This is a genomic window from Bradyrhizobium sp. UFLA05-108 (genome assembly GCF_059803455.1).
Genome location: NZ_JBANAZ010000031.1, coordinates 23,827 through 46,004 on the forward strand (window position 1 = coordinate 23,827; position 22,178 = coordinate 46,004).

Annotated in this window: 22 protein-coding genes; 12 read left to right on the forward strand and 10 right to left on the reverse strand. The window is 63.9% G+C overall.

Annotated elements, in window-relative coordinates:
* Positions 1-161 precede the first annotated feature (161 nt).
* Positions 162-890: a GntR family transcriptional regulator gene (locus SO140_RS22610; protein WP_449383118.1), complete on the forward strand. Its 729-nt coding sequence runs from the start codon at positions 162-164 to the stop codon at positions 888-890.
* On the opposite strand, the gene SO140_RS22615 is transcribed toward SO140_RS22610, so the two are convergent.
* Both SO140_RS22615 and SO140_RS22620 read right to left on the reverse strand, forming a co-directional pair.
* A complete protein-coding gene (locus tag SO140_RS22615; RefSeq protein WP_449383117.1) occupies positions 869-2,365 on the reverse strand; it encodes a flavin-containing monooxygenase in 1,497 nt (498 codons plus the stop codon). The two genes, SO140_RS22610 and SO140_RS22615, sit on opposite strands and share 22 nt — an antisense overlap.
* A gap of 108 nt (positions 2,366-2,473) precedes the next feature.
* Positions 2,474-2,923: a cupin domain-containing protein gene (locus SO140_RS22620; protein WP_449383116.1), complete on the reverse strand. Its 450-nt coding sequence runs from the start codon at positions 2,921-2,923 to the stop codon at positions 2,474-2,476.
* A gap of 173 nt (positions 2,924-3,096) precedes the next feature.
* Here SO140_RS22620 and SO140_RS22625 point away from each other — a divergent pair, with 173 nt between their 5' ends.
* Positions 3,097-4,122 carry an AraC family transcriptional regulator gene (locus SO140_RS22625; RefSeq protein ID WP_449383115.1) on the forward strand — a complete coding sequence of 342 codons (1,026 nt, stop codon included), beginning with the start codon at positions 3,097-3,099 and terminating at the stop codon, positions 4,120-4,122.
* A gap of 44 nt (positions 4,123-4,166) precedes the next feature.
* Here the strand turns inward: SO140_RS22625 and SO140_RS22630 are convergent, their stop codons facing one another.
* Positions 4,167-4,844: a GNAT family N-acetyltransferase gene (locus tag SO140_RS22630; RefSeq protein WP_474801293.1), complete on the reverse strand. Its 678-nt coding sequence runs from the start codon at positions 4,842-4,844 to the stop codon at positions 4,167-4,169.
* Positions 4,845-5,046: 202 nt separating this feature from the next.
* On the opposite strand from SO140_RS22630, the gene SO140_RS22635 reads away from it, so the two are divergent.
* Positions 5,047-6,558 carry a helicase HerA domain-containing protein gene (locus SO140_RS22635; RefSeq protein ID WP_449383113.1) on the forward strand — a complete coding sequence of 504 codons (1,512 nt, stop codon included), beginning with the start codon at positions 5,047-5,049 and terminating at the stop codon, positions 6,556-6,558.
* A 24-nt stretch (positions 6,559-6,582) separates the two neighbouring features.
* On the opposite strand, the gene SO140_RS22640 is transcribed toward SO140_RS22635, so the two are convergent.
* From SO140_RS22640 to SO140_RS22650, 3 genes are all read right to left on the reverse strand, one after another.
* Entirely contained in the window at positions 6,583-6,753 is a 171-nt protein-coding gene (locus SO140_RS22640; RefSeq protein WP_449383112.1) for a hypothetical protein, read from the reverse strand.
* A 3-nt stretch (positions 6,754-6,756) separates the two neighbouring features.
* Positions 6,757-8,634 (reverse strand): ATP-binding protein, encoded by a 1,878-nt coding sequence (locus SO140_RS22645; RefSeq protein WP_449383111.1) that lies wholly within the window; start codon positions 8,632-8,634, stop codon positions 6,757-6,759.
* 234 nt (positions 8,635-8,868) lie between these two features.
* On the reverse strand, positions 8,869-10,092 hold the full coding sequence (locus SO140_RS22650; RefSeq protein ID WP_449383110.1) for a polyhydroxyalkanoate depolymerase: 1,224 nt from the start codon (positions 10,090-10,092) through the stop codon (positions 8,869-8,871).
* Between the two features lie 173 nt (positions 10,093-10,265).
* Between SO140_RS22650 and SO140_RS22655 the strand changes: the two genes are divergently transcribed.
* Positions 10,266-10,922 carry a glutathione S-transferase family protein gene (locus SO140_RS22655; protein WP_449383109.1) on the forward strand — a complete coding sequence of 219 codons (657 nt, stop codon included), beginning with the start codon at positions 10,266-10,268 and terminating at the stop codon, positions 10,920-10,922.
* Between the two features lie 247 nt (positions 10,923-11,169).
* Here the strand turns inward: SO140_RS22655 and SO140_RS22660 are convergent, their stop codons facing one another.
* On the reverse strand, positions 11,170-11,394 hold the full coding sequence (locus tag SO140_RS22660; RefSeq protein ID WP_449383108.1) for a hypothetical protein: 225 nt from the start codon (positions 11,392-11,394) through the stop codon (positions 11,170-11,172).
* A gap of 234 nt (positions 11,395-11,628) precedes the next feature.
* Here SO140_RS22660 and SO140_RS22665 point away from each other — a divergent pair, with 234 nt between their 5' ends.
* From SO140_RS22665 to SO140_RS22685, 5 genes are all read left to right on the forward strand, one after another.
* A complete protein-coding gene (locus SO140_RS22665) occupies positions 11,629-11,949 on the forward strand; it encodes a hypothetical protein (RefSeq protein WP_449383107.1) in 321 nt (106 codons plus the stop codon).
* Positions 11,950-12,161: 212 nt separating this feature from the next.
* The gene (locus SO140_RS22670) at positions 12,162-12,995 is read left to right on the forward strand and encodes an AraC family transcriptional regulator (protein WP_449383106.1); all 834 of its coding nucleotides are present in this window, start codon (positions 12,162-12,164) and stop codon (positions 12,993-12,995) included.
* A gap of 238 nt (positions 12,996-13,233) precedes the next feature.
* Entirely contained in the window at positions 13,234-14,160 is a 927-nt protein-coding gene (locus SO140_RS22675; protein ID WP_449383105.1) for an SMP-30/gluconolactonase/LRE family protein, read from the forward strand.
* 140 nt (positions 14,161-14,300) lie between these two features.
* Positions 14,301-14,894 carry a GNAT family N-acetyltransferase gene (locus SO140_RS22680; protein WP_449383104.1) on the forward strand — a complete coding sequence of 198 codons (594 nt, stop codon included), beginning with the start codon at positions 14,301-14,303 and terminating at the stop codon, positions 14,892-14,894.
* A gap of 16 nt (positions 14,895-14,910) precedes the next feature.
* Positions 14,911-16,557 carry a GMC family oxidoreductase gene (locus SO140_RS22685; RefSeq protein ID WP_474801287.1) on the forward strand — a complete coding sequence of 549 codons (1,647 nt, stop codon included), beginning with the start codon at positions 14,911-14,913 and terminating at the stop codon, positions 16,555-16,557.
* A 404-nt stretch (positions 16,558-16,961) separates the two neighbouring features.
* Here the strand turns inward: SO140_RS22685 and SO140_RS22690 are convergent, their stop codons facing one another.
* Complete coding sequence (locus SO140_RS22690; protein ID WP_449384626.1) at positions 16,962-17,804, reverse strand: AAA family ATPase; 843 nt, start codon at positions 17,802-17,804, stop codon at positions 16,962-16,964.
* A gap of 93 nt (positions 17,805-17,897) precedes the next feature.
* Positions 17,898-18,143: a GlsB/YeaQ/YmgE family stress response membrane protein gene (locus SO140_RS22695; protein ID WP_449384625.1), complete on the reverse strand. Its 246-nt coding sequence runs from the start codon at positions 18,141-18,143 to the stop codon at positions 17,898-17,900.
* 260 nt (positions 18,144-18,403) lie between these two features.
* Here SO140_RS22695 and SO140_RS22700 point away from each other — a divergent pair, with 260 nt between their 5' ends.
* The 3 genes from SO140_RS22700 (at position 18,404) to sseA (ending at position 21,120) form a co-directional block, all read left to right on the forward strand.
* The gene (locus SO140_RS22700; RefSeq protein WP_449384624.1) at positions 18,404-19,579 is read left to right on the forward strand and encodes a vWA domain-containing protein; all 1,176 of its coding nucleotides are present in this window, start codon (positions 18,404-18,406) and stop codon (positions 19,577-19,579) included.
* Positions 19,580-19,646: 67 nt separating this feature from the next.
* Entirely contained in the window at positions 19,647-20,057 is a 411-nt protein-coding gene (locus SO140_RS22705) for a rhodanese-like domain-containing protein (protein WP_474801283.1), read from the forward strand.
* Positions 20,058-20,262: 205 nt separating this feature from the next.
* Positions 20,263-21,120 (forward strand): 3-mercaptopyruvate sulfurtransferase, encoded by an 858-nt coding sequence (gene sseA, locus SO140_RS22710; protein ID WP_449381875.1) that lies wholly within the window; start codon positions 20,263-20,265, stop codon positions 21,118-21,120.
* 7 nt (positions 21,121-21,127) lie between these two features.
* Here sseA and SO140_RS22715 read toward each other — a convergent pair whose 3' ends face one another.
* The gene (locus tag SO140_RS22715) at positions 21,128-21,877 is read right to left on the reverse strand and encodes a hypothetical protein (RefSeq protein ID WP_449381874.1); all 750 of its coding nucleotides are present in this window, start codon (positions 21,875-21,877) and stop codon (positions 21,128-21,130) included.
* Positions 21,878-22,178: the final 301 nt, after the last annotated feature.

Below are 22,178 nucleotides of genomic sequence, written 5' to 3' on the forward strand. Positions count from 1 at the left end.
GGCGGAGGGCGCACCCGACGCAGCCGCGGGAGCGCCACTGGACCTGTTGTTGTTAGTGAAGCGATAATATATACAAAATAGATCGTAAAGCTGAAATTTATAAATTATTGGCTTCAGGTCAGCTGCTGTACAAAAAATGTCGATGAATCAGTGGGACTTTCATGAGCTCTGACCTGTCGAACCAGAAGACGGAGCCGGCGACGCTGGCGACGAGCATCTATGCCCGCCTCAAGGCCGACATCCTGACCACGCGTCTCCCGCCCGGACGCAAGCTCCAGTCGCGCTTCCTGATGGAGCACTACAATGTCGGGCAGACCCCGCTCCGCGAGGCGCTCAACCGCCTGACCACGGAAGAGTTCGTCGTCGGCATGGAGCAGCGCGGCTTCTATGTGAAGCCGGTCAGCAAGGATGAGCTTCAGGAGCTGACCAAGACGCGCTGCTGGGTCGAGGGCCTCGCACTTCGCGAGTCCATGCAGAACGCGACCCAGGCCTGGGAGGAATCACTGCTGGTTACGCATCACCGGCTCGATCGCACGCCGCGCTCGCTTGATCCCGAAAGGTTCGAGGACAATCCGGATTGGGAGAAGGCGCATCGCGCCTTCCACGCGACGCTCATCGGGCTGTGCGGCTCACGCCCGCTGCTCGGCTTCTGCGAGCAGCTCGCCGATCGGCTCTACCGCTACCGCATGATGTCGATCGCAAAGGCCTATCCGGTCCGCAAAGTCGGCGCCGAGCACGCACAGATCCTTCAAGCTGTGCTCGACCGGAAAACGGATGGGGCTGTCGCGCTGCTCCAGCAGCACTATCAGCGTACGGCGGATGTCATCTATTCGGATCTGGAGACGGTGCTGCCAAAATCCGATGTCGCTCACGCCGCCGCCGCGCGGTAATCCGGCGCCGAGGCGAGATACCGCGCATAGGCATCCGCATCCGGCGGCAGGAAGCGCTCCGCGAGGCCCCCTCGCTTCTGCTCCTTCGCGCCGATATCGGCGATCAGCTCGTCGAAATGCCGATAGTGGTAGGGCGCGACACAGAGGCCGCCATAGACGCCGGCCGCCGGGCGCTCGACGCGCTTGAAGTGCAGCATCATCTCGATGTTGTCGCGCATCTGTTGCGCCGTCGGCTGGTTCGCGAGCTGACCGTCGGCGTAGCGCACCAGCCAGTTGGCGGCGAGGTCCGCGCAGAGCACGGTGCAGAACGACGAGTTGAAGCCGACAAAGCCCATGTCCGGCAGATCGGGATTAGCGATCAGGCGATAGAGCCGGTACTGGCCGTCGGCGTCGACCAGTTTTGACTGATAGGCCAAGGGAAGGAACGGCACGCCGAGCTTGTAGCCGATCGCGAGTACGGCGACGTCGGCCTCGACGCGCTCGCCGCCGTTCATCACGATGCTGCTGTCCTCGTAGTGATCGAACGTGCCGAACACGGCTTTGATGCGGCCGTCGGCGACCATCGGGTAAAAGCCCGGCGTTGCGATCGGCACCGAGCAGTTGACGCCGTCCTCGATCCGCTCCTTCGGTACCATCCTGCATTGCTTCAGCTTGAGCTGCGCCTTGAGCACGCTCTCCAGCCCGCGCCAGTTCGCCCAGACCAAAGGCGCCGTGACGCGATGCGCGAAGCGTGCCAGCGCGCTCGCGCCCCAGCCGGGAAACATCTGCTCCTGGGCGCGGATGTAGAGGATGCGCTTGAAGTTGACGAGCCCGCCGATGAAATAGGGGATGCGCCATACCGGCTCGCGAAACACGATCGTGACCTCGCGCGCGCCGGCTCTTACCGCGTTCACCGCGATGTCGGTCGCCGATTTCGACCCGCCGAGCACGACGACGCGACGGCCTTTGGCGATCGAAGGGTCGTTGTATTTGGAGGAATGCAGGATCTGCCCGCCCTGCGCCTTGAAAGTCTCTTCACCGGGACAGCTCAGCTCGCGCGGCTCGTTGAACTGACCGGTGCAGACCGCAACGAAATCGAAATCCTCCTTCGTCGTCGCGCCGGCCTTGTCCGACAGTGCCAGCGTCCAGCCGGGCTTGCCGTCGGCGCGCCGCTGCATGTTTTCGACCTTGGTGTTGAGGCGCAGCATGCGCTCAAGGCCATAGCTTTTCGCATAGTCGTTGAGATAGGCGTGCACCTGCTGTCCCGTCGGCCATTCCGGATAGGCCTCCGGCATGGCGCGGTCGGTGTAGCGATAGAGATCCTTCGGACTCTGCGTCTGCACCTCCGGATAGGAGCGTGCCGGCTCCCAGACGCCGCCGAGATCGGCGCTGCGCTCGACGATTGTGACCTTGTGACCGCGGGTGGAGAAGGCTTTTGCGGCGGCGAGGCCGGAGACGCCGGCGCCGATCACGCAGACATGCTTGGGGCTGACCATGGGTTTGCTCGCAAAGGGTGACGTGTTGGACGCAGCAGGTCCCGTTCGGCCGCAAAGCGCGGCCGCAGAACTTGCGACGGACGTGAATTGGACGAGGAGGCGTGCCGCCTAGTCGTTGGCCTCGGGCGGCAGGAAGTCCACCTCGTGCTGCGCCGAGATGCGCACGACCTCGGCGGGATCGGTGAGGTTGTGCAGCATGTTGAACAGCGCTTCGAGCTTCTGCATTGGCGAGACCCAGAACATCGCGCGCGCCGGCTTGTCGGACTTGTTGAAATAGCCGTGCGGGATGCCGCGCGGCATGCGCACGAGATCGCCGGCTTTCGCTTTCGTCCATTGGCCGTCGAGCTTGAGGTCGAGCACGCCTTCCTGCACCAGGATGAACTCGTCCTGGGTCGGGTGGATGTGCACCGGCACGAACTGGCCGGGCTCGCTGTTGGTCTCGAACGCGAACGTGGAGTCGCAGATGGCCTTGGGGAAATAGAGCTGCCCCAAGATGTTCCAGCTCTTGCCGCCAAAACCCGTGCCGCTTGCAGTAATGCCTTTTTCGAGTGCAGTCATGGCTCCCTCCATCAAAAGACCGGCGGGAGAAGCATCCGCCCGGGGCGAGGAGGTGTCTATCCGCTAAACGAATCTGCTGCCGTGCAGCACGACGTTTTTTCGACCCGGCTCTTTTCGGGACGGCGGAACTATTATAGGCTTAAAATAATTCGTGACGCCAAGCGTGGTCGACGATGTCCGCAGCCGAGCTGGGAATGGGCGCGTTCCGGTCCGGAGCTGAAAGGCTCACGGCTTTCGCCCGCGTTGCGACCACTGAGGTCGATGAGGCGGCCGACCAGATCGGACGCATCTTCTGTCCGCATCAATTGCAGCCGCTTCAGGGAACGGCGCCCGGCTTCTACGCCCGACACAATTGCGCGGCATTTGACGGCTTTTCGATCAACTACGTCGCCTATGGCGGCTCGGTCACGATCGATCCCGGCTGCCTCGAGCGCTTCTTCCTGGTGCAGATTCCGCTTCACGGATCGTCGCGGATCCGCGCCGGTGCATGCGATCTCGAAACCTCGCCTGCATCGGCCGGCTCGCTGCTGTCGCCGACGATGCCGACCCGGATGGTGTGGGAGAATTGCGCCCAACTCATCCTGTTGCTCGACCGCCGTTTGGTCGAGCAGCGTGCCGCCGCGCTGTCGGGGCGTGCTATCGGCACGGTGGAGTTCGATCCGGCGATTGATCTCAATGCCGAGGCAGCGCGTAGCCTCGGGGCCCGGCTCGACGAACTGATGACGCTGGCCGAGCGCCTGGGGCCAGCCGGCCGCCTGTCCGCGATCGCCATCGCCGATTGGCGCGAGACGCTGCTCGATATGCTCCTCAATGGCCTGCAACACGGCCTGTCCGATGCGATCCGCACCTTCTCAGGGCAGGCCGAACGACTGCCGCGCGCGCTCCGCCTCGCGCGCGATTGCCTCGCGGCCAAGGCGACCGAGCCGCTCGACCTCACGGAGCTCGCCTGCGCCTCCGGCATCGGCATCCGCGCGCTTCAGCTCGGCTTCCGCCGGCATTTCGGCCTGTCGATCTCCGAGATGCTGCTCGACATGCGACTTGGCGCGCTCCACGCGCGCCTCTCGCAGGGCGCACCGGACTGCTCGATCACAGACGCCGCCTTCGATCTCGGCTTCACGCATTTGAGCCGTACGGCAGGCGCGTACCGAGAAAAATTCGGCGAGACGCCCTCGGCAACGCTGAGGCGGCGGTTGAGCTGACGCTCTGCCATTCCTCAGGCTGCTTGTCAGTGATTGGCCTGGACCTAACCGGCCTGCATTTCCAATGTTTTGATCTGACGACCGGCTTCGTCGAAATTTACATGGGATAGCCATCGCTCCAACGCTGCTTTGCGTTGAGGCCACTCGTCCTTCAGCATGGAGAACCATGCCACGTCACGCTGCCAGCCATCTACAACCGCCGCTCGTCGCCATGTTCCCTCATAGGTAAATCCAAAATTGTTGGCGGCCTTGAAGGACTTTGCGTTCTGTGCCTGACAACGCCAAACCAAGCGCTCATAACCAAGATCATCCATCGCGTGGCACATCAGCAAGAAGATTGCTTCTCGTGCGGCCCGCGTTCCCTGGAGGGGTGGCGCGAACCAAATACTGCCAATCTCGATACTGCCGTCCTCGTGGTAGACGTCACATAACGAAAGCCAGCCCTGTGGCTTCTGCCCTTTCGGAATGACAACCCAGAACGGTTGGTCGGGACGGTTGGAGAGATCGGTGAGACTCCGTTGAAGTTCATCAATATGGGCAAAGGGACCGTAGCGCAGGTAAGTGAAGCTCTCCGGCGCGGCGCTAGCGAAAGGCCAGAGGTCGGTTGAATGTTCCTCCAGCAACGGCTCCAAATCCACATAGCGACCGGAACGGGATTGCTTTATCGGCAGGGGCCAGCGGGATTCATGGATCGGCCTGCCCAAGTCTCGTTCGATTGCCATTCAGTACACCTGTAAGAGCGGTCGCGGTTTCCGTTTTGCCGAGCACCGGGATTCCGCATCTTCTGCCGTGAAGACGTTACATCTGCGCTGATCGCGCTCGCAAGGCCATGTGGAATACGGCGTGATCGTCCATGCGCCGCTCGACGCCTTGCCAACAGCTTGATAAGCCCCTCGTCCGCGAAGGAAGGGCTTGAGTCGAGATATGACCGTTGCGATCGAGATGGGGCACACGGCGGCAGGCGCCCCGGCGACTCTGGACCTTGAGGAACTGCTGGCGACTCGCCTTCTCGTGCAGGGAAATTCCGGCTCGGGCAAGTCGCATCTCCTGCGCCGGCTCCTGGAGCAGAGCGCGCCCTGGGTGCAGCAGGCGATTCTCGATCCCGAAGGCGACTTCGTCACGCTGGCGGAGCAGTTCGGCCACCTCGTGATCGAGGCCGAGGATCACACCGAGCGGGGCCTCCAGGTCGCGGGCGAGCGCGCGCGCATCCATCGTGTCTCCACGGTGCTCAATCTCGAGGGGCTGGACGCGGAGAATCAGATGCGCCGTGCGGCCGCCTTCCTCGGCGGGTTGTTCGAGACCGAGCGCGATCACTGGTACCCGATGCTTGTGGTGGTGGATGAGGCGCAGCTCTTCGCGCCGGCGGTCGCGGGTGAGGTGTCGGACGAGGCGCGAAAGCTCTCGCTCGGCGCCATGACCAACCTGATGTGCCGCGGCCGCAAGCGCGGGCTCGCCGGGGTGATCGCAACCCAGCGGCTGGCAAAGCTCGCCAAGAATGTCGCGGCCGAAGCCTCCAATTTCCTCATGGGCCGTACCTTCCTCGACATCGACATGGCGCGTGCCGCCGATCTGTTGGGGATGGAGCGGCGACAGGCCGATGCGTTCCGCGACCTGGAGCGCGGACAGTTCATGGCGCTCGGCCCTGCGCTCTCCCGCCGTCCGCTCGGCCTGCGCATCGGTGCGACCGAGACGAAACCGCGCAACGCGACCCCGCGGCTCCTGCCGCTGCCGGAAGCGACATTGGAGGACGTCCGCGCCATCATCCTCGCCGCCCCGCCGCCAGAGGCGACCAGGCCACAGCGCCGGCCGGCGCCTGACCTGCTCGGCCAACTTATGGCGGCAAAAGCGGCGACGCCGGAGATCCGCTCTGAACCGGTGGAGCAGCAGCCGAGCGCTGAGGAGCTGGCGGAGCGGCGGGAGCGCCTGGACCGCATCCTGCGCGCCATCCTGGCCGAGCCCGATGCCGGCTTCCGCGCAATCGGCGTGCTCTATCAGGAGTTTGTGGTCCGCTGCCGCATCGAAGGTCTCGGTTCGGCCGCGCCGGACCTCAGCGAATTTCGCCGCATGCTGACGCGCGCCCGCGCCGGCCTCGCGACCGATATCGCGCAGGACGACGCCTGGCAGGACGTTTCGTTGCGTGCCTCGATCCTGCCGGAGGACATGCAGGGCGTCTTCATGATGATCGCCCGCGCGGCCAAGGAGGGCTGGCCATGCCCGGGCGATGCCGCGATCGCACGCGCCTATGGCTCCCACTCGCTGCGCCGTGCGCAGCGCCTTCTCACCTATATCGAGGAGCAGGGCCTCATCGTCTGCCAGCTCGATGGCACCGGGCGGAGAATTGTGACGCTGGTCGAGCTCGCCTGGGCGACCGCACCGGGTGACCCCAATGCCGACGAGCTGTCGGCCGAGCAGGATTGCAGCAGCGCGTCGCTGTGATGCCATGACCGGAACGGCGCTCCGCTAAGGTTTAGCCGTATCCGACGTCCACTGCGTGTGACAACCGCGGCGGCCGTTGCCTTCGCAGACGAAACGGCAGGCCTCATCCATTGCGCAGTCGAGATAGAACCACACGAAATACGACGCGATCACGATGAAGGCGATCCACAGCGTGGCCTTGGTCTGTCGATCCATGTCTCAGTCCCGCGTGCGGTCATCGGATGCCTGCTTGCGCAGGAAACCATCGCGCTCGGCCTCGACGGAGTAGGGCGTGGGGATCGGATCGCCAACGGAATCCACGGCCGTGTCGAGGCAGCGGCGCAGCATGCGCGCTAGCTCTGCCTTGCGGTAGGGTTTTGTCAGAAGCGGCGCGCCTTGACCCGCACGTCCCTGCGCAGAGAGCGAGTCGTGTGCGTAGCCTGAGGTGAAGAGAACGCGCAGGGACGGCCGTGAGGCTACCATCTGTTCGGCGAGCTGCTGTCCATTCATGCCGCCGGCCATCACGATATCGGTGAACAGCAGGTCGAATTGCGCGCCTTTGGCTGCGATCGCGAGCGCCTCGGCCGCATTGGCGGCAGCAACGACTTTGTAGCCCAGGTTCTCGAGCTGGACCGTGACGTAGTTGCGGACGTCGCGGTCGTCCTCGACGCAGAGGATGGTCTCGTGACCGCCCGGCACCTTGCGCGCGTCCTCGCCCGCCGGGCGCAGCGCGCGCGTGTCGGCCTTGGGGAGGTAGATTTTGAACGTGGTGCCGCGGCCTTCCTCGGAAGCGACCTTGATGCTGCCGCCGGACTGCTTGGCGAAGCCGAACACCATGCTGAGCCCGAGCCCCGTTCCCTTGCCGACCTCCTTGGTCGAGAAGAACGGATCGAAGATCCGGTCGACGATGGACTGCGGAATGCCGGTGCCGGTATCAGTGACCTCGATCTCGACGTAGTCGCCGGCATAGCCGACGCCGACGGCCACGGCTTCGCGCACGCCGAGCACGACGTTGCGCGTTCTCAGCATAAGTTTGCCGCCCGCAGGCATCGCGTCGCGGGCATTGATCGCGAGGTTGAGCAGCGCCGAGCTGAGCTGTCCGCGGTCGACCAGCGCAGGCCAGACCTCGCGATCGAGCCTGATGGTGATCTCGATCTGCTTGTCGAACGTCGCCCGCAAGAGTCGCGTGGCCTCTTCGAGCAGGTCGTTGACGTCGATCTCGGTTGGTTGCAGCGCCTGCTTCCGTGCGAAGGAGAGCAGGCTCGAGGTCAGCGCCGCGCCACGGTCGGCAGCCTCGCTGATCAGCTTGGTGATGGTCGAAAGGTGCGGGCTGTCCTTCACGGCGTCGGCGAGGATCTCGATCGTCCCCGTGATGACGGTGAGCATGTTGTTGAACTCGTGCGCGATGCCGCCGGTGAGCTGGCCGACGGCCTCCATCTTCTGGGCCTGGATGAGTTGCTCCTCGGCGATGCGCCTTTGGGTGACGTTCCTAGCAAAGGTATTGACGATGGTGCGGTCGCCAAGACGCAAGCCCGTGCTCGACGCCTCGATCAGGATCTCGTCGCCGCCCTTGTGGACCATGACCGCTTCGAAACGCATGCCGATCGGTGTTTCCGACAATTCGCTCAAGCGCCGTTTCATGCGCTGCCGGAAGGCGGCGCGGAGCGGCCCCGGCACCACCAGCTCGACGACGTCGGCGCCGACCGCCTCGGTTCGCGTCCATCCGGACAGCGCCTCGGCCTGAGGGCTCCAGGCGACGACGACACCGTCTTCATCGGTCTGCACGAAGGCGTCGAGCGCGGTCCGGATCACGGCCTGCGTTTGCCGCGCGCTGTCCGCAAGCGCCCGCCGTGTCTTCGCCTGATCCGCATCCAGCGCCGCGGTGCGCTTGATCTGCGATCGCTCGATCACGCGCGCGCAGCCGAGCGCGAGCAGCGGGACAACAAGACCGCTTGCCAGCAGAGCGAGCAGTTGCGCCATGCCGAACCGCGCCGGATTGGCGGCGCCGCCTGTCACGACGTCGGACACAAGCAAGGTCGCGGCGGTCACGGCGGCCTGCGCAGCCATCGCGAGTGTCAGAAGCCCTCTGAGTCTCATGCTTTCATACCCAAGACTTCCGCCGCAAAAGCGGACGGACGCCGGCCGTTCTCCTGACGTGCTCGCGGAGCGAACTGAGCGACAGACTCCAAGCGGTGGACTTTCCCCAGAAAGGAACATTCCCGTCGGGATTGTAGCGCAGATGCACCGCTACGTAATCCGGGGGGCAGCACGGTCGACGCACCGTCCGGACTGCGTTTCACGCCGTCCGGGTCGGAAAGGAGCGCAGCCGGTTCAGGAGTTGACGTGCACGAAATCGCGCAGCAGCGGATAGATCTCGCTATTCCAGCGCTTGCCCGAGAACACACCGTAGTGGCCGACGCCGGCCTGCATGTGATGCACGCGGCGGTAGGCGCGCACGCCGGTGCAGAGATCCTGCGCTGCGAGCGTCTGGCCGATCGAGCAGATGTCGTCCTTTTCGCCCTCGACCGTCATCAGGCCCATGCGGCCGACCGCCTTCGGGTTTACCGCCCGCCCGCGATACGTCATCTTGCCGAGCGGCAAAAGATGCTCCTGGAAGACGTCGCGCACGGTCTCGATGTAGAACTCTGCGGGCAGATCCATCACCGCGAAATATTCATCGTAGAAGGTCTTGATGGTCGCCGCCTTTTCCCTCTCGCCCTTGGCGATGTGATTGGCGAGGTCGAGATGCTGCTTGATGTGGCGCTCGAGATTCATCGAGACGAAGGCCGTGAGCTGCACGAAGCCCGGATAGACTTTGCGAAACGCGCCGCGGCACTGCACCGGCACGTAGTTGATCAGATTGCGCTCGAACCAGGTGATCGGCTTGCTCTTGGCGAACTCGTTGACCTTGGTCGGCTGCACGCGCGTGTCGATCGGGCCGGCCATCAGCGTCAGCGTCGCTGGCCGCGACGGATGATTGTCCTCGCACATGATCGCTGCGGCCGCGAGGGCGGAAACCGAGGGCTGGCAGATCGCGACCATGTGCGGACGCGGGCCGAGCTGAGCGAGGAAGTCGATGAGGTGCTCGGTGTAGTCGTCGAGGCCAAAGCGGCCCTCGCTGCGCGGGATGTCGCGCGGATTGTGCCAGTCAGTGATGTAGACGTCGTGGTCCTGGAGCAGCGTCTTCACCGTGCCGCGCAGGAGAGTTGAGAAATGGCCGGACATCGGCGCCACCAGCAGCATGCGCGGCTGCTCGGGGCCATCGTCCTTTTTGAAATGCAGCAGCGAGCCGAAGGGCGTGGCGTAGGCGATCTCCTCCCGGATGCCGACCTCGCGATTTCCCACCAGCACGCTGTCGATGCTATAGGCCGGGCGGTCGTAGGTGATGGTGGAGCGCGAGATCAGCTCCAGCGCGGCCGACAGGCGGCCGACCACGGCACCCGACATCCCCTGCGGCACCAGGTTGAGATATTTCAGGGCAGACGAAGCCCCGGCCCGCCATGGCTCCATCAGATCCATGTGGTTCTGAAAGGCCTGATAATACATCGACATCATACTGAAACGCCCACCCTGACCCCAAGCCATCATGCAATATCGACGCCAGATTCGAGTCAATTAGCTCTGAAAACTGGCATGTCGCTTGCTGTGGAATACGGGGAAGCACAAACTGTGGGCACCGCGCAGAACGGGATGGCGGCGTCAGGAATTCAGGCGCGAGGGAAGGCCATATGGCGAAGGCGACACTGACCATCAGCAGCAAGAACTACTCGTCCTGGTCGCTGCGTGGCTGGCTTTTGACGAAATTCTCAAAGCTCGATTTCGAGGAGATCGTCACAGCGCCGGACGACCCATCCGCGCGCGCCGAGATCCTGCTCTTGTCCTCCTCGATCCTTGTGCCCTGCCTGCGGCACGAGGGCGCCACCATCTGGGACACGCTGGCGATCGGGGAGTATCTCAACGAGGTCATGCCGGACGCCGGGCTGTTGCCGGCCGACCGCATCCAGCGCGCCCATTGCCGCTCGATCTGCGGTGAAATTCATTCCGGCTTCACCACACTGCGCGCCTCGCTGCCCGTGAACCTCAAGGGCCATTTCCCCGGCTTCAAGATCTGGTCCCGGGCGCAGGCCGACATCGACCGCGTCTGGGCGATCTGGCGCGACTGCCTGGAGAAGTCCGGCGGTCCGTTCCTGTTCGGCGAGAAGCGCACCATGGCGGATGCGATGTACGCGCCCGTCGTGACGCGCTTTGTAACCTATGACGTCAAGCTCGAGCCGCGCCTCAAGGCCTATGCCGACATCATCATGGGCATGGACGAGATGCAGGAATGGATTGCGGCCGCCAAGGCGGAGCCGGCGGAGATCGAGGAGCTCGAGGTCGAATATTAGGCGGTCTTTCGGGGGGCTGCCCGTTTGTGCGGCGCGATTAACCTTTGCCGCCGGCCGCGGGGCTTTGCCCGCGCGCGGCTTTCCTTGATCTGGTACGTCGATGCGGCGCAGCATCGACATCTAGGGGTGAACAGGTCGACAACGGAGCCCGGCGGCTGATTCGGACGCGATTCGTTCGGTCAGCGTTCCGAACCTTAAAATCCGGCCAGGCTCCGTCGCATTTCGAGACAGTCAGTCAGCCTGCTTCCTACACGGCACCCGTCTGTTTCACTCGCGGCAGGCGCCAACCGATCACGGTCGCCTCGACGGCGATGCCCGCTTCGTGGTTTTGCCAGCGCCCGCCGACGTAGCGGCAGGCGAAGGGCAGCTGGTAGGTTCCACTATGATCTTCGCAAAGCACTTCGACCGGCATCCCCGACGGTGGTTCTCCCTCGCCATTGAATTCGGCCAGACGTCTTTCGCGCGTTGCCATTCTAAATAATCTCCCCTCAAAAAGAACGCGAACAGATCCGCCCCACTCTTCGCGTCCGTCGTTATTCCTCCATATCGAGGAACCGCCCAAGCTCAACGCGAGAATGCGGTGCCAGTATGGTATCGTTGCGTGCCTGCGTACCGTCTGCGCAATTTGCCGTGATCGATGTTCTCGTGAGGAACCTGCATGCCGGGCCGGAATGTTTCGCTATGTGTCGTGATTTTGCTGCTTGTGATGATGTCAACGGAACACATCCACGCGCAGGATGTTCCCGGCATCGAGATCTGCACGGTCGAGAAGACGTGGGAGCGGCGGACGAGCTGCCTGCAAAGCAATGTCGACTTTCTCCAGAAGACGATAACCAAGCTCACCCTCGATCATCAGCAAAAGATCGACGCCGCCAATCGCCAGATCGACGCGTTGAAAGCGACGGTGGCGGGTTTGCAGAAGGCGCTCGGCGATCTTCAGGCCGCGCAGACGAAGATGGCGGAAGATCTGAAGAAGAAGCAGGACGCGCAGGCCGTGAAAGATGCTACGCCCGCGAAAGAAAAGTAGGGTGGGCAAAGGCGCGCCTGCGCCGTGCCCACCATCCTTCCACGATTGCGACGAAAGTGGTGGGCACGCTTCCGCCTTCGCTCTTCGAGCTACGGCGGGCAAGTCGCTTTGCCCACCTTACGAAACCGCATGTGGGCGATAGCAATCCTGATCAAGCGTGGCGTCTGCCATTCGTGCACCATCGCCACGCTTCGAATGAGGACCTCTAGTTCATGAACCCAGCCCAGCGCGCACTCTGGTACATCGAAAGCCATCTTGCCGAGCCGCTCACGCTCGACGAGATCGCCGAGATCGGCGGCGTGTCGCGCTTCCATATGGTGCGCGCGTTTGCGGCAGCGACCGGCCTTCCGGTGATGCGCTACGTGCGGGCGCGGCGGCTCACCGAGGCCGCGCGCGACCTGGCGCGTGGTGCGCCGGACATCTTGTTGCTGGCGCTGGATGCGGACTACGGATCCCACGAAGCATTCACACGCGCGTTCCGCGATCATTTCGGCGTGACGCCCGAAGCGGTCAGAGCGGCGACGTGCGTCAAACACCTCAAGCTTCAGGAGCCGATCCTCATGGATTCCACCATGCTCGACAATCTTGCACCACCCCGTTTCGAAACCGCAAAAGCGTTCCTCGTCGCAGGCATCGCCGAGCGCATCTCCTGCGACAACGGAGCCGCCATTCCGGGCCTCTGGCACCGCTTCCACCAGGAGGTTGCGGATATTCCCGCGCGCATCGGAAACGTCGCGTATGGCGTCTGCTACAACGGCGATGATGCCGGCAATTTCGACTACATCGCCGGCGTGGAGGTCTCCGATTTCTCCGACCTGCCGCGGCGCTTCGGTCGCATTCGCATCCCCGAGCAGCGCTATGCGGTGTTCACCCACGCCGAGCACGTCGCCTCGATCCGCCGTACCGTCAATACGATCTGGAATCAGTGGCTGCCGGCATCAAGCCTGAAGGCCGCTGACGCGCCGAACTTCGAGCGCTATGACGAAAAGTTCGATCCCAAGACCGGCCATGGCGGCTTCGAGATCTGGGTGCCGGTGAAGGAGTAGCATGATCCGGGCCCGAAGGGCCGCTAGCGCAAAGTGCGCAGCGGTTTTCCGAAGAAGATCATGCTCAAACAACAATCTAAGGTGCGATGACCGATCTTATCGCGCTTTAGCGCGCAACGCTGGCATACCCGGCCGCTTGCTTGGCAAGCGGGAGCGACTTTGCCATAACCGCGTGCAAATCTTGCGTGCGGGGCCGACGTCTCCCGCGCAAGCCATAACAAGCCGCCGGGAGGCCAAAATGTCCGACGTTCGCGTCCTCGCCACCGATCTCGAATTTCCGGAAGGGCCGGTGGTGATGCCGGACGGCTCGGTCGTGCTGGTGGAGATCCGTGGCCAACGCTTGACGCGCGTTTATCCCGACGGACGGAAAGAGATCGTCGCGAAAGTCCCGGGTGGGCCGAACGGCGCGGCGCTCGGTCCCGACGGCAAGATCTACATCTGCAACAATGGCGGCTTCTCCTGGATCCCGGCCGGCAAGATGATCATGCCGGGGGCACAGCCCGACGATTATCTGGGCGGTTCGATCCAGCGTGTGGATCTGCAATCGGGCAAGGTCGAGACCGTCGTGACCAAATGCGGCGAGCATGATTTGCGCGGTCCCAACGATCTCGTCTTCGACCGGCATGGCGGCCTGTGGTTCTCCGACCTCGGAAAGCGTCGTGCGCGCGATATGGATGTCGGCGGAATGTACTATCTCAAGCCCGGGATGAGCGAGATCGTCGAGGTCGTGCACGGTGTGCTGCCGGCGAACGGCATCGGCCTGTCGCCAGACGAAAACACCGTCTACATCGCGGAGACGCCGACCGCGCGGCTGTGGGCTTATGAGCTCTCTGCGCCCGGCACGCTGAAGCCGCGCGAAGTGATCTATCGCGGCGAGCGCGGCAAGCCGATTGCGGGGCTCGGCGGCTACCAGATGTTCGATTCGCTTGCGGTCGAGGCCAACGGCAATGTCTGCGTCGCGACCCTCGTCTCGGGCTGCATCTCGGTGATCGCGCCGGACGGCAAGCTGGTCGAGCAGGTCCCGACCGGCGACCGCGTCACCACCAACATCGCCTTTGGCGGCCCTGAGCTCAAGACCGCCTATATCACGCTGTCCGGCAAGGGTGAGCTGATCGCCATGGACTGGCCGCGCAGCGGTTTGCCGTTGAATTTTTTGAATAAGTGACAATCGCGTAAAACGCGATTGTCATCCCGGGGCTATGCGGAGCATAGAACCCGGGATCTCGAGATTCTCAGGTGCGCAAGTGCGCACCACAGTTCGGCTCTTCGAGCCGCCCCGGAATGACTATCATGAGGAACGACAGAATGCCTTGGCCTGATCCCGTCACCCTTCGCGGCGAGCATGCGCGGCTCGAGCCGCTGTCGCAGCAGCATTGCGACGCGCTCGCGGAGGCCGTGAAGGACGGCGAGCTCCAGAAGCTCTGGTACACCGCGATCCCCGCGCCCGAGAATATGGCCAAGGAGATCCACCGCCGCCTGGGCTTGCAGGCCGCAGGCTCCATGCTGCCCTTCACGGTGTTCGACGCCGAGGGCAAGATCGTCGGCCAAACCACCTACATGAACATCGATGCCGCCAACCGCCGCGTTGAGATCGGCTCGACCTGGTACGCCAAGAGCGCGCAGCGCGGGCCCCTCAACACGCAGTGCAAGCTGCTGCTGCTCACCCATGCCTTCGAGCAGCTCAACTGCATCGCGGTCGAGTTCCGCACGCATTTCTTCAATCACCAGAGCCGGCGCGCGATCGAGCGCTTAGGGGCCAAGCAGGACGGGATATTGCGCAGTCACCAGGTGGCGCCGAACGGCACGCTGCGCGACACCGTGGTCTACAGCATCACCGCCGCCGAATGGCCGACGGTGAAGTCGCATTTGACATATCAACTCAACGACAAGCCGCGCTGAGGCGGTTCGAGGCAAGATGGACAGATTCGACTATGTGATCGTCGGCGCCGGCTCGGCCGGTTGCGTGCTCACCAACCGCCTGAGCGAGGATCCGAACACCACTGTGTGCGTGCTCGAGGCGGGCCCGAGCGACTGGCATCCCTACATCCATCTTCCGGCAGGCTTCATCAAGACCTTCCATATGAAGAGCATCAACTGGGCCTACCAGCAGGAGCCGGGGCCCTGGACCGGCGGCCGCAGCATCTATGCGCCGCGCGGTAAGACGCTCGGCGGCTCGTCCTCAATCAACGGCCACATCTACAATCGCGGCCAGAATCTCGACTTCGACACCTGGGCGCAGATGGGCAATCGCGGCTGGAGCTATGCCGACGTGCTGCCTTACTTCAAGCGGCTGGAGAAGCGTGTCGGCGAAGGGGAGTCGCTCTATCGCGGCCGCGACGGCAGCCTCACCGTCACCACCATGGAGTGGCGCGATCCGCTCTGCGAGGCCTTCATGGAAGGCGCGGTGTCGCTCGGCATTCCCCGCAACCCCGACTACAACGGCAGGACGCAGGAAGGCGTGTCCTACTGCCAGCGCACCATCGAAAACGGCCTGCGCGTCTCCGGCGCAACCGCGTTCCTAAGGCCTGCGATGAAGCGGCCGAACATGCATGTGCACACCCATGCGCACGCGACCGAGATCGTCTTCGAGGGCAAGCGCGCGGTTGGCGTGCGCTACATGAAGGGCGGCCGCGGCGGCACGCAGATCGAAGTGCGCGCCAATAAGGAAGTGATCCTTGCCGGCGGCGCATATAATTCGCCACAACTGCTTCAGCTCTCCGGCATCGGCTCGCCCGATCTCTTGCAATCGCACGGCATCGCGGTACGCCACGCGCTCCCGGTTGGCGAAGGCTTGCAGGACCATTACGCGCCGCGCACGGTGGCGCGGGTCAAGGACATCAAGACCATCAACGAGCTTCGCCGCGGCTGGCATCTCTGGGTCGAAGCGCTGAAATGGGCGACGGCGCGGCGCGGCTTGCTGTCGCTGTCGCCGACCATGGTCTATTGCTTCTGGTATTCGGGTGAGAGCCCGGATCGCTCGGACCTCCAGCTCACCTTCACGCCGGCGAGCTACAAAGAGGGCGTGCAGGGCCAGCTCGAGGACGAGCCCGGCATGACGGTCGCCTCCTGGCAACAGCGGCCCGAAAGCCGCGGCTATGTGCGCATCCGCTCCAATGATCCCTTTGCGCCGCCGATCATCCAGACCAATTATCTCGACGCCGAACTCGACCGCCGCGTCATCGTCGGCGGCATGAAGCTCGCGCGCAGGCTTTTGAAGTCGGGGCCGCTGTCGCCCTACTACGCCTACGAGGATTTCCCTGGGCCGAACATCAACACGGATGACGAATTCCTCGCCGCAGCCACCGAGCGCGGCACCACCACCTTCCACCCCGGCTGCAGCTGCCGCATGGGCCCGGCGGAGTCGACCTGGGCCGTGGTCGACGACCAGCTCCGCGTCCACGGCCTCCAGGGCCTGCGCGTCGTCGACGCCTCGGTGATGCCAAGGATGATCTCGGCGAATCTGAACGCCTCCACGATGATGATCGCCGACCGCGCGTCCGATCTGATCCGGGGCAAGACGCCGATGGAAGCGGCGAACGTGCCGGAAAGCGCAGTCGCGTGAGGGCGCCACTTCGTCGGGTGGGTTAGCGAAGCGAAACCCACCTCTTTGCTTCCCGCTTGGTGAGAGAAGTGGTGGGTTACGCTGACGCTAACCACCCCACGGTTTCTTCAGCAAGCTCGCAGATGGTACCGCGCTGTCGACCATCGAGTGGGTCTCGACGTTAGGCATTGAGCTGGAGTCGTGCCGCGGAGATAGTCTGGATTGCTTCGCTGCGCTCGCAATGACGAGCTTGGGGCACGCGCGCTCCACAATCTCGGTGTCATCGCCCGCGAAAGCGGGCGATCCAGTATTCGAGAGGCGGCGGTGGGATACGGAGAGGCCGCGGCGTACTGGATTCCCCGCTTTCGCGGGGAATGACAGCGGCGTTTGAGGCTACAACAAAGCTTTTATTGCGAGCTTGCGCCTCAGACCTCCCGCCGGCTCAGAAACGCCAGCCGCTCGAACAGATGCACGTCCTGCTCGTTCTTGAGCAGCGCGCCGTGCAGCGGCGGGATCAGTTTGCGCGGGTCGCGCTCGCGCAGTTGCTCGGGCGTCATCTCTTCGTTGAGCAGCAGTTTCAGCCAGTCGAGCAGCTCGGAGGTCGATGGCTTCTTCTTCAGGCCGGGCACCTCGCGCACCTCGAAGAAGATGCGCAGGGCCTCTTCCACCAGGCGCTTCTTGATGCCGGGGAAGTGGACGTCGACGATTCGGCCCATTGTCTCGGCGTCGGGGAACTTGATGTAGTGGAAGAAGCAGCGGCGCAGGAACGCGTCCGGCAGCTCCTTCTCGTTGTTGGAGGTGATCATCATGATCGGGCGCTGCTTCGCCTTGATCGTCTCGCCGGTCTCGTAGACATGGAATTCCATGCGGTCGAGCTCGAGCAGCAGGTCGTTCGGAAACTCGATGTCGGCCTTGTCGATCTCGTCGATCAGCAGCACCGGGCGCTGCTCGGCGGTGAAGGCGTCCCACAGCTTGCCGCGCCTGATGTAGTTCTTGATGTCGGAAACGCGGGCGTCGCCGAGCTGGCTGTCACGCAGGCGCGACACCGCGTCGTATTCGTAGAGGCCCTGCTGCGCCTTGGTGGTGGACTTGATGTGCCAGGTCAGAAGCGGCGCGTTCAGCGCTTTGGCGACTTCCTCGGCCAGCACCGTCTTGCCGGTGCCAGGCTCGCCCTTCACCAGCAGCGGGCGCTCCAGCACGATCGAGGCGTTGACGGCGACCTTGAGATCGTCGGTCGCAACATAGTCCTTGGTGCCGGTAAACTTCATCGCGCGTCCTTGTCGGTCATCGGGCGAGGTGCACCTCCGCCACAACATGGGAACGGCCGCTTCGAGCGGCCGTTCCGGGTTAGGTCAAGCTTTTCAGGCCCGTTTTATCAGCGAAAGGATGACCAGCACAATCACCGCGCCGATGGTGGCGTCCAGGATCGAGCCGAATGTGCCGGTGGCGAGCCCGATGCCGAGCTGCGGCAGGATCCAGCCCGCGACCAGCGCTCCGATGATGCCGACCACGATATTGCCGATCAGCCCAAATCCCGCCCCGTGAACAATTTTCCCCGCGAGCCAGCCGGCGATCGCGCCGATGATCAGCGCTGCGATAATTCCCATGGCAAAGATCCCCAAAAACCAAGCCTCAAGTGCAGCAATTCTAGAGCAAAAAGCCCCCCGGTCCATGTTGAATCATTGCGCGCTCGAACTCGGTTCATTCTCCCCGACGTGGAGAGGTGGATTTGCGCAGCAAATCGGGGGAGGGGGCTCAAGTCGCACGAGGGAGCGAAACCCCTCACCCGGCGCTGTGCGCCGACCTCTTCCTGTGGGAGAGGTCGGCGCCCCTTGACGGGAGCCATCCGACGGGCAATCTGTCACCCATGTTCCTGCAATTCTTCACCTCGTTGCGCGATGCGCAGGTCCCTGTGACACTGCGCGAATACCTCACGCTGATGGAGGCGCTCGACGCCGACCTCGCGGACTACACGGTTGAGAATTTCTACTATCTGTCGCGCGCCTCGCTGGTGAAGGACGAGCGCAACCTCGACAAGTTCGACCGCGTCTTCGGCACTGTCTTCAAGGGGCTGGAGAGCCTGCTCGACGCCATGGACAAGGCGGAGATCCCCGAGGAGTGGCTGAAGAAGCTCGCCGAGAAATACCTCACCGAGGAAGAGAAGAAGCAGATCGAGGCCATGGGCTGGGACAAGCTCATGGAGACCCTGAGGAAGCGGCTCGAGGAACAGAAGGGCCGGCATCAGGGCGGCAGCAAGTGGATCGGCACCGCCGGCACCTCGCCATTCGGCGCCTATGGCTACAACCCGGAAGGCGTGCGCATCGGGCAGGAGAAGAACCGCAACAACCGCGCCGTAAAGGTGTGGGACAAGCGCGAGTTCAGGGATCTCGACGGCAATGTCGAGCTCGGCATCCGCAACATCAAGGTTGCGCTGCGCCGCTTGCGCAAATTCGCCCGTACCGGCGCGCCGGACGAACTCGATCTCGACAACACGATCAAGCAAACCGCCAATCACGGCTATCTCGACGTCGTCATGCGCCCCGAGCGGCGCAACGCGGTCAAGCTCCTGGTGTTCTTCGACATCGGCGGCTCGATGGATTCGCATATCGAGCAGGTCGAGGAGCTGTTCTCGGCGGCGAAGAGCGAGTTCAAGCACATGGAGTATTTCTACTTCCACAACTGCCTCTATGAGGGCGTGTGGAAGCAGAACAAGCGGCGCTTCACCGACCGCACGCCGACCTGGGACGTGCTGCACAAATATCCGCACGACTACAAGGTCGTGTTCGTCGGCGACGCCTCGATGTCGCCTTACGAGATCATGGTGCCTGGCGGCTCGGTCGAGCATGTCAACGAGGAGCCGGGCTCGGTCTGGCTCGAGCGCATCATCCGCACCTATCCGCATGCGGTGTGGCTCAATCCGGTGCAGCAGAAGCACTGGGACTATTCGGAATCGACCACCATCATCCGCCGCATCTTCGCCAACCGCATGTTCCCGATCACCATCGAGGGGCTCGAGGGCGCGATGAAGGAGTTGACGCACTGATGTGCGCCGCCGTCATTCCGGGCTCGCGCTTCGCGCGCCCCGGAATGACAACAAGAGGGAGAAGCACATGCCCCAAAACATTACCCGCGGCATCAAGGCGCTGATCGACGAGGCCAATGCCGAAATCGAGACGCTGTCGGCAAAAGACGCCATCGAGATCTCCAAGAATGGCGACGTCGTCATCGTCGACATCCGCGACCCCCGCGAGATCGAGCGCGACGGCCGTATTCCCGGCGCGTTTGCCTGCACCCGCGGCATGCTCGAATTCTGGATCGATCCGCAGAGCCCCTATGCGAAGCCGATCTTCCAGGAGGACAAGAAGTTCGTCTTCCATTGCGCCGGCGGCCTGCGTTCCGCGCTCGCCGCCAAGACCGCGCAGGACATGGGCCTCAAACCAGTCGCCCACATCGCCGGCGGCTATGCCGCCTGGCGCGACGCCGGTGGCCCGGTGGAAAAATGGGAGCCGAAGAAGGGGTGAGGGGTGCTTCGCTGTCACTCCAATCTCCGGCGTCATTCCCGCGAAAGCGGCGAATCTGGTACGCCGCGGCCTCTCCGCTCGATCACAGCCGCCTCTGGAATACTGGATCGCGCGGACAAGGCCGGGCGATGACGGCGGAGTTTGACGCGCACTGCTTCAACCTCGCTCACGCGCGCTCGGGAATAACGAAAAGGAAATGCAAGCAATGACCACCCCGACCGACCCCCTCGTCTCTACTGAATGGCTCGCCGCCCACATCGGCGACGCCAACGTGAAGGTGCTCGACGCCACCTTCAAGCTGCCGGGCGTGCTGCCGCTGCCGAAGGACGACTATCTCGCCGCGCACCTGCCGGGCGCGGTGTTCTTCGATGTCGACGCTGTGTCCGACCATTCCAATCCGTTGCCGCACATGTTTCCGAGCGCCGAGCAGTTCGGCCGCGACGTCGGTCGTCTCGGCATCAGCAATGCCGATACCGTCGTGATCTACGATGCCGGCGGCTGGGTCGCCGCGCCGCGCGCGTGGTGGATGTTTTTGTCCTACGGCCACGGCAACGTGCGCATTCTCAATGGCGGCCTGAAGAAGTGGCGCGCCGAGGGGCGTCCGGTCGAGAGCGGCGAGGGGAAGCCGAAGGCCCAGGCTTTCAAGGCGAGCTACGATCCGAAGCGTGTGCGCAGCATGCAGCAGTTGATCGCGAACGTCGAAAGCCGTGCCGAGCAGGTGATCGATGCGCGTCCCGCGGAGCGCTTCGAGGGCCGCGTTGCGGAGCCGCGGCCGGGCATCCGCTCCGGCCACATCCCGGGCGCCCGCAACGTGCCCTATGCCCAATTGTTCGATGCCGCGACCGGCGAAATGAAGCCGCCCGCCGATCTCAAGCAGACCTTCACCGGCGCGGGCGTCAAGCTCGACGCACCGATCGTGACGAGCTGCGGCTCCGGCGTCTCTGCCGGCGTGCTGACGCTCGCGCTGTACCGCCTCGGGATCACCGACACCGCGCTCTATGATGGCTCTTGGTCGGAGTGGGGCCAGGAAGGCGGCCCGACGATTGCGACCGGGCCGGCGTGAGGCTCGCTTAGCGGACGCGGGTGGTCGCCGCGTAGGCCGGCTGCCGATATTGTTGCAGCGGCTGCATGGCGAAGGGATTGAATGTCTGCTGCACTGGCGGCGGTGGCGGCCGCCGCACGGTCCGGTGCTGCTTCTTGGCGCGCTGCTTGGCGGCCTGCTTGTCGGACGCATCGCTCTCCGCCTTGGCTTTCGCCGGCGGGGCCTGCGGAGCGGCTGCAGCGAGCGCTGCGACCTCTGTAATTGCCTCTGATGGCGCGATGGTGCTGGCGGCATCAGCCTGTTGCGGTTCGGGTGAGTTGACCGGCGTCGGCACCGGCTCGCCGGTGGCGGGCATGGTCGTGCTGGTCGAGGGTGTGGTTTCGGCCGATGCGGATTGCGGCGCCGGCGTCTCGGCCGGTGGAGAGGGAGCTTCAGTCGCGGCCGGTTCGCCGGCGGCCGACGCAACCGGCCCGCTGCTCACCTCCGATGTCGGTGCGGCCACCTGCTCGGGTCCGCTTTCGGGAAGGCCGACGGTCGGGACGTAGTCGCGGACCGAGGTCGAGGGCGGCAGCGGCTCGGCGCGGAGCGCTGCGAGCACCGGCTGCGTCGGTTCGTTTGCCTGCGCGAACACCTGCTCCTGCGGGCCGTTTCGCCAGGACGGATTGCTGACGAACTGTTCATGCGTCGCCCGGAGCAGCGCGGCGGCACCTAAGCCGAATACCAGGATGGAGGTTGACAACAGGATCGCCGCAAGCAGGAAGCGGAAGCCGGGAAGCATCGAAGGGCAATTTCCGCCTTGGCAGGTTGATGCCGAGGCCCTTGAGCCATCTGAACGCGGTGACGGTACTGACTGCCGCCTTCGCCGCGCGGGAAACTGGTCAAAGCGGAGGGCGAATCAGGCTGATTCGAGAATACCCGAACGGTCCCGGGCCGTTCCGTAAAAATCGGGAGCGGAGAGTCCGGCGACCTACGGCCCCGCGCGATTTCCGCTCCGTGATGCACCGGCGCAACGGTCGCGCCGCCGATCACAAATCACCAAATCAGGCCCGGATCGGCCTGTTTTGTCTTGAATGCGCCGC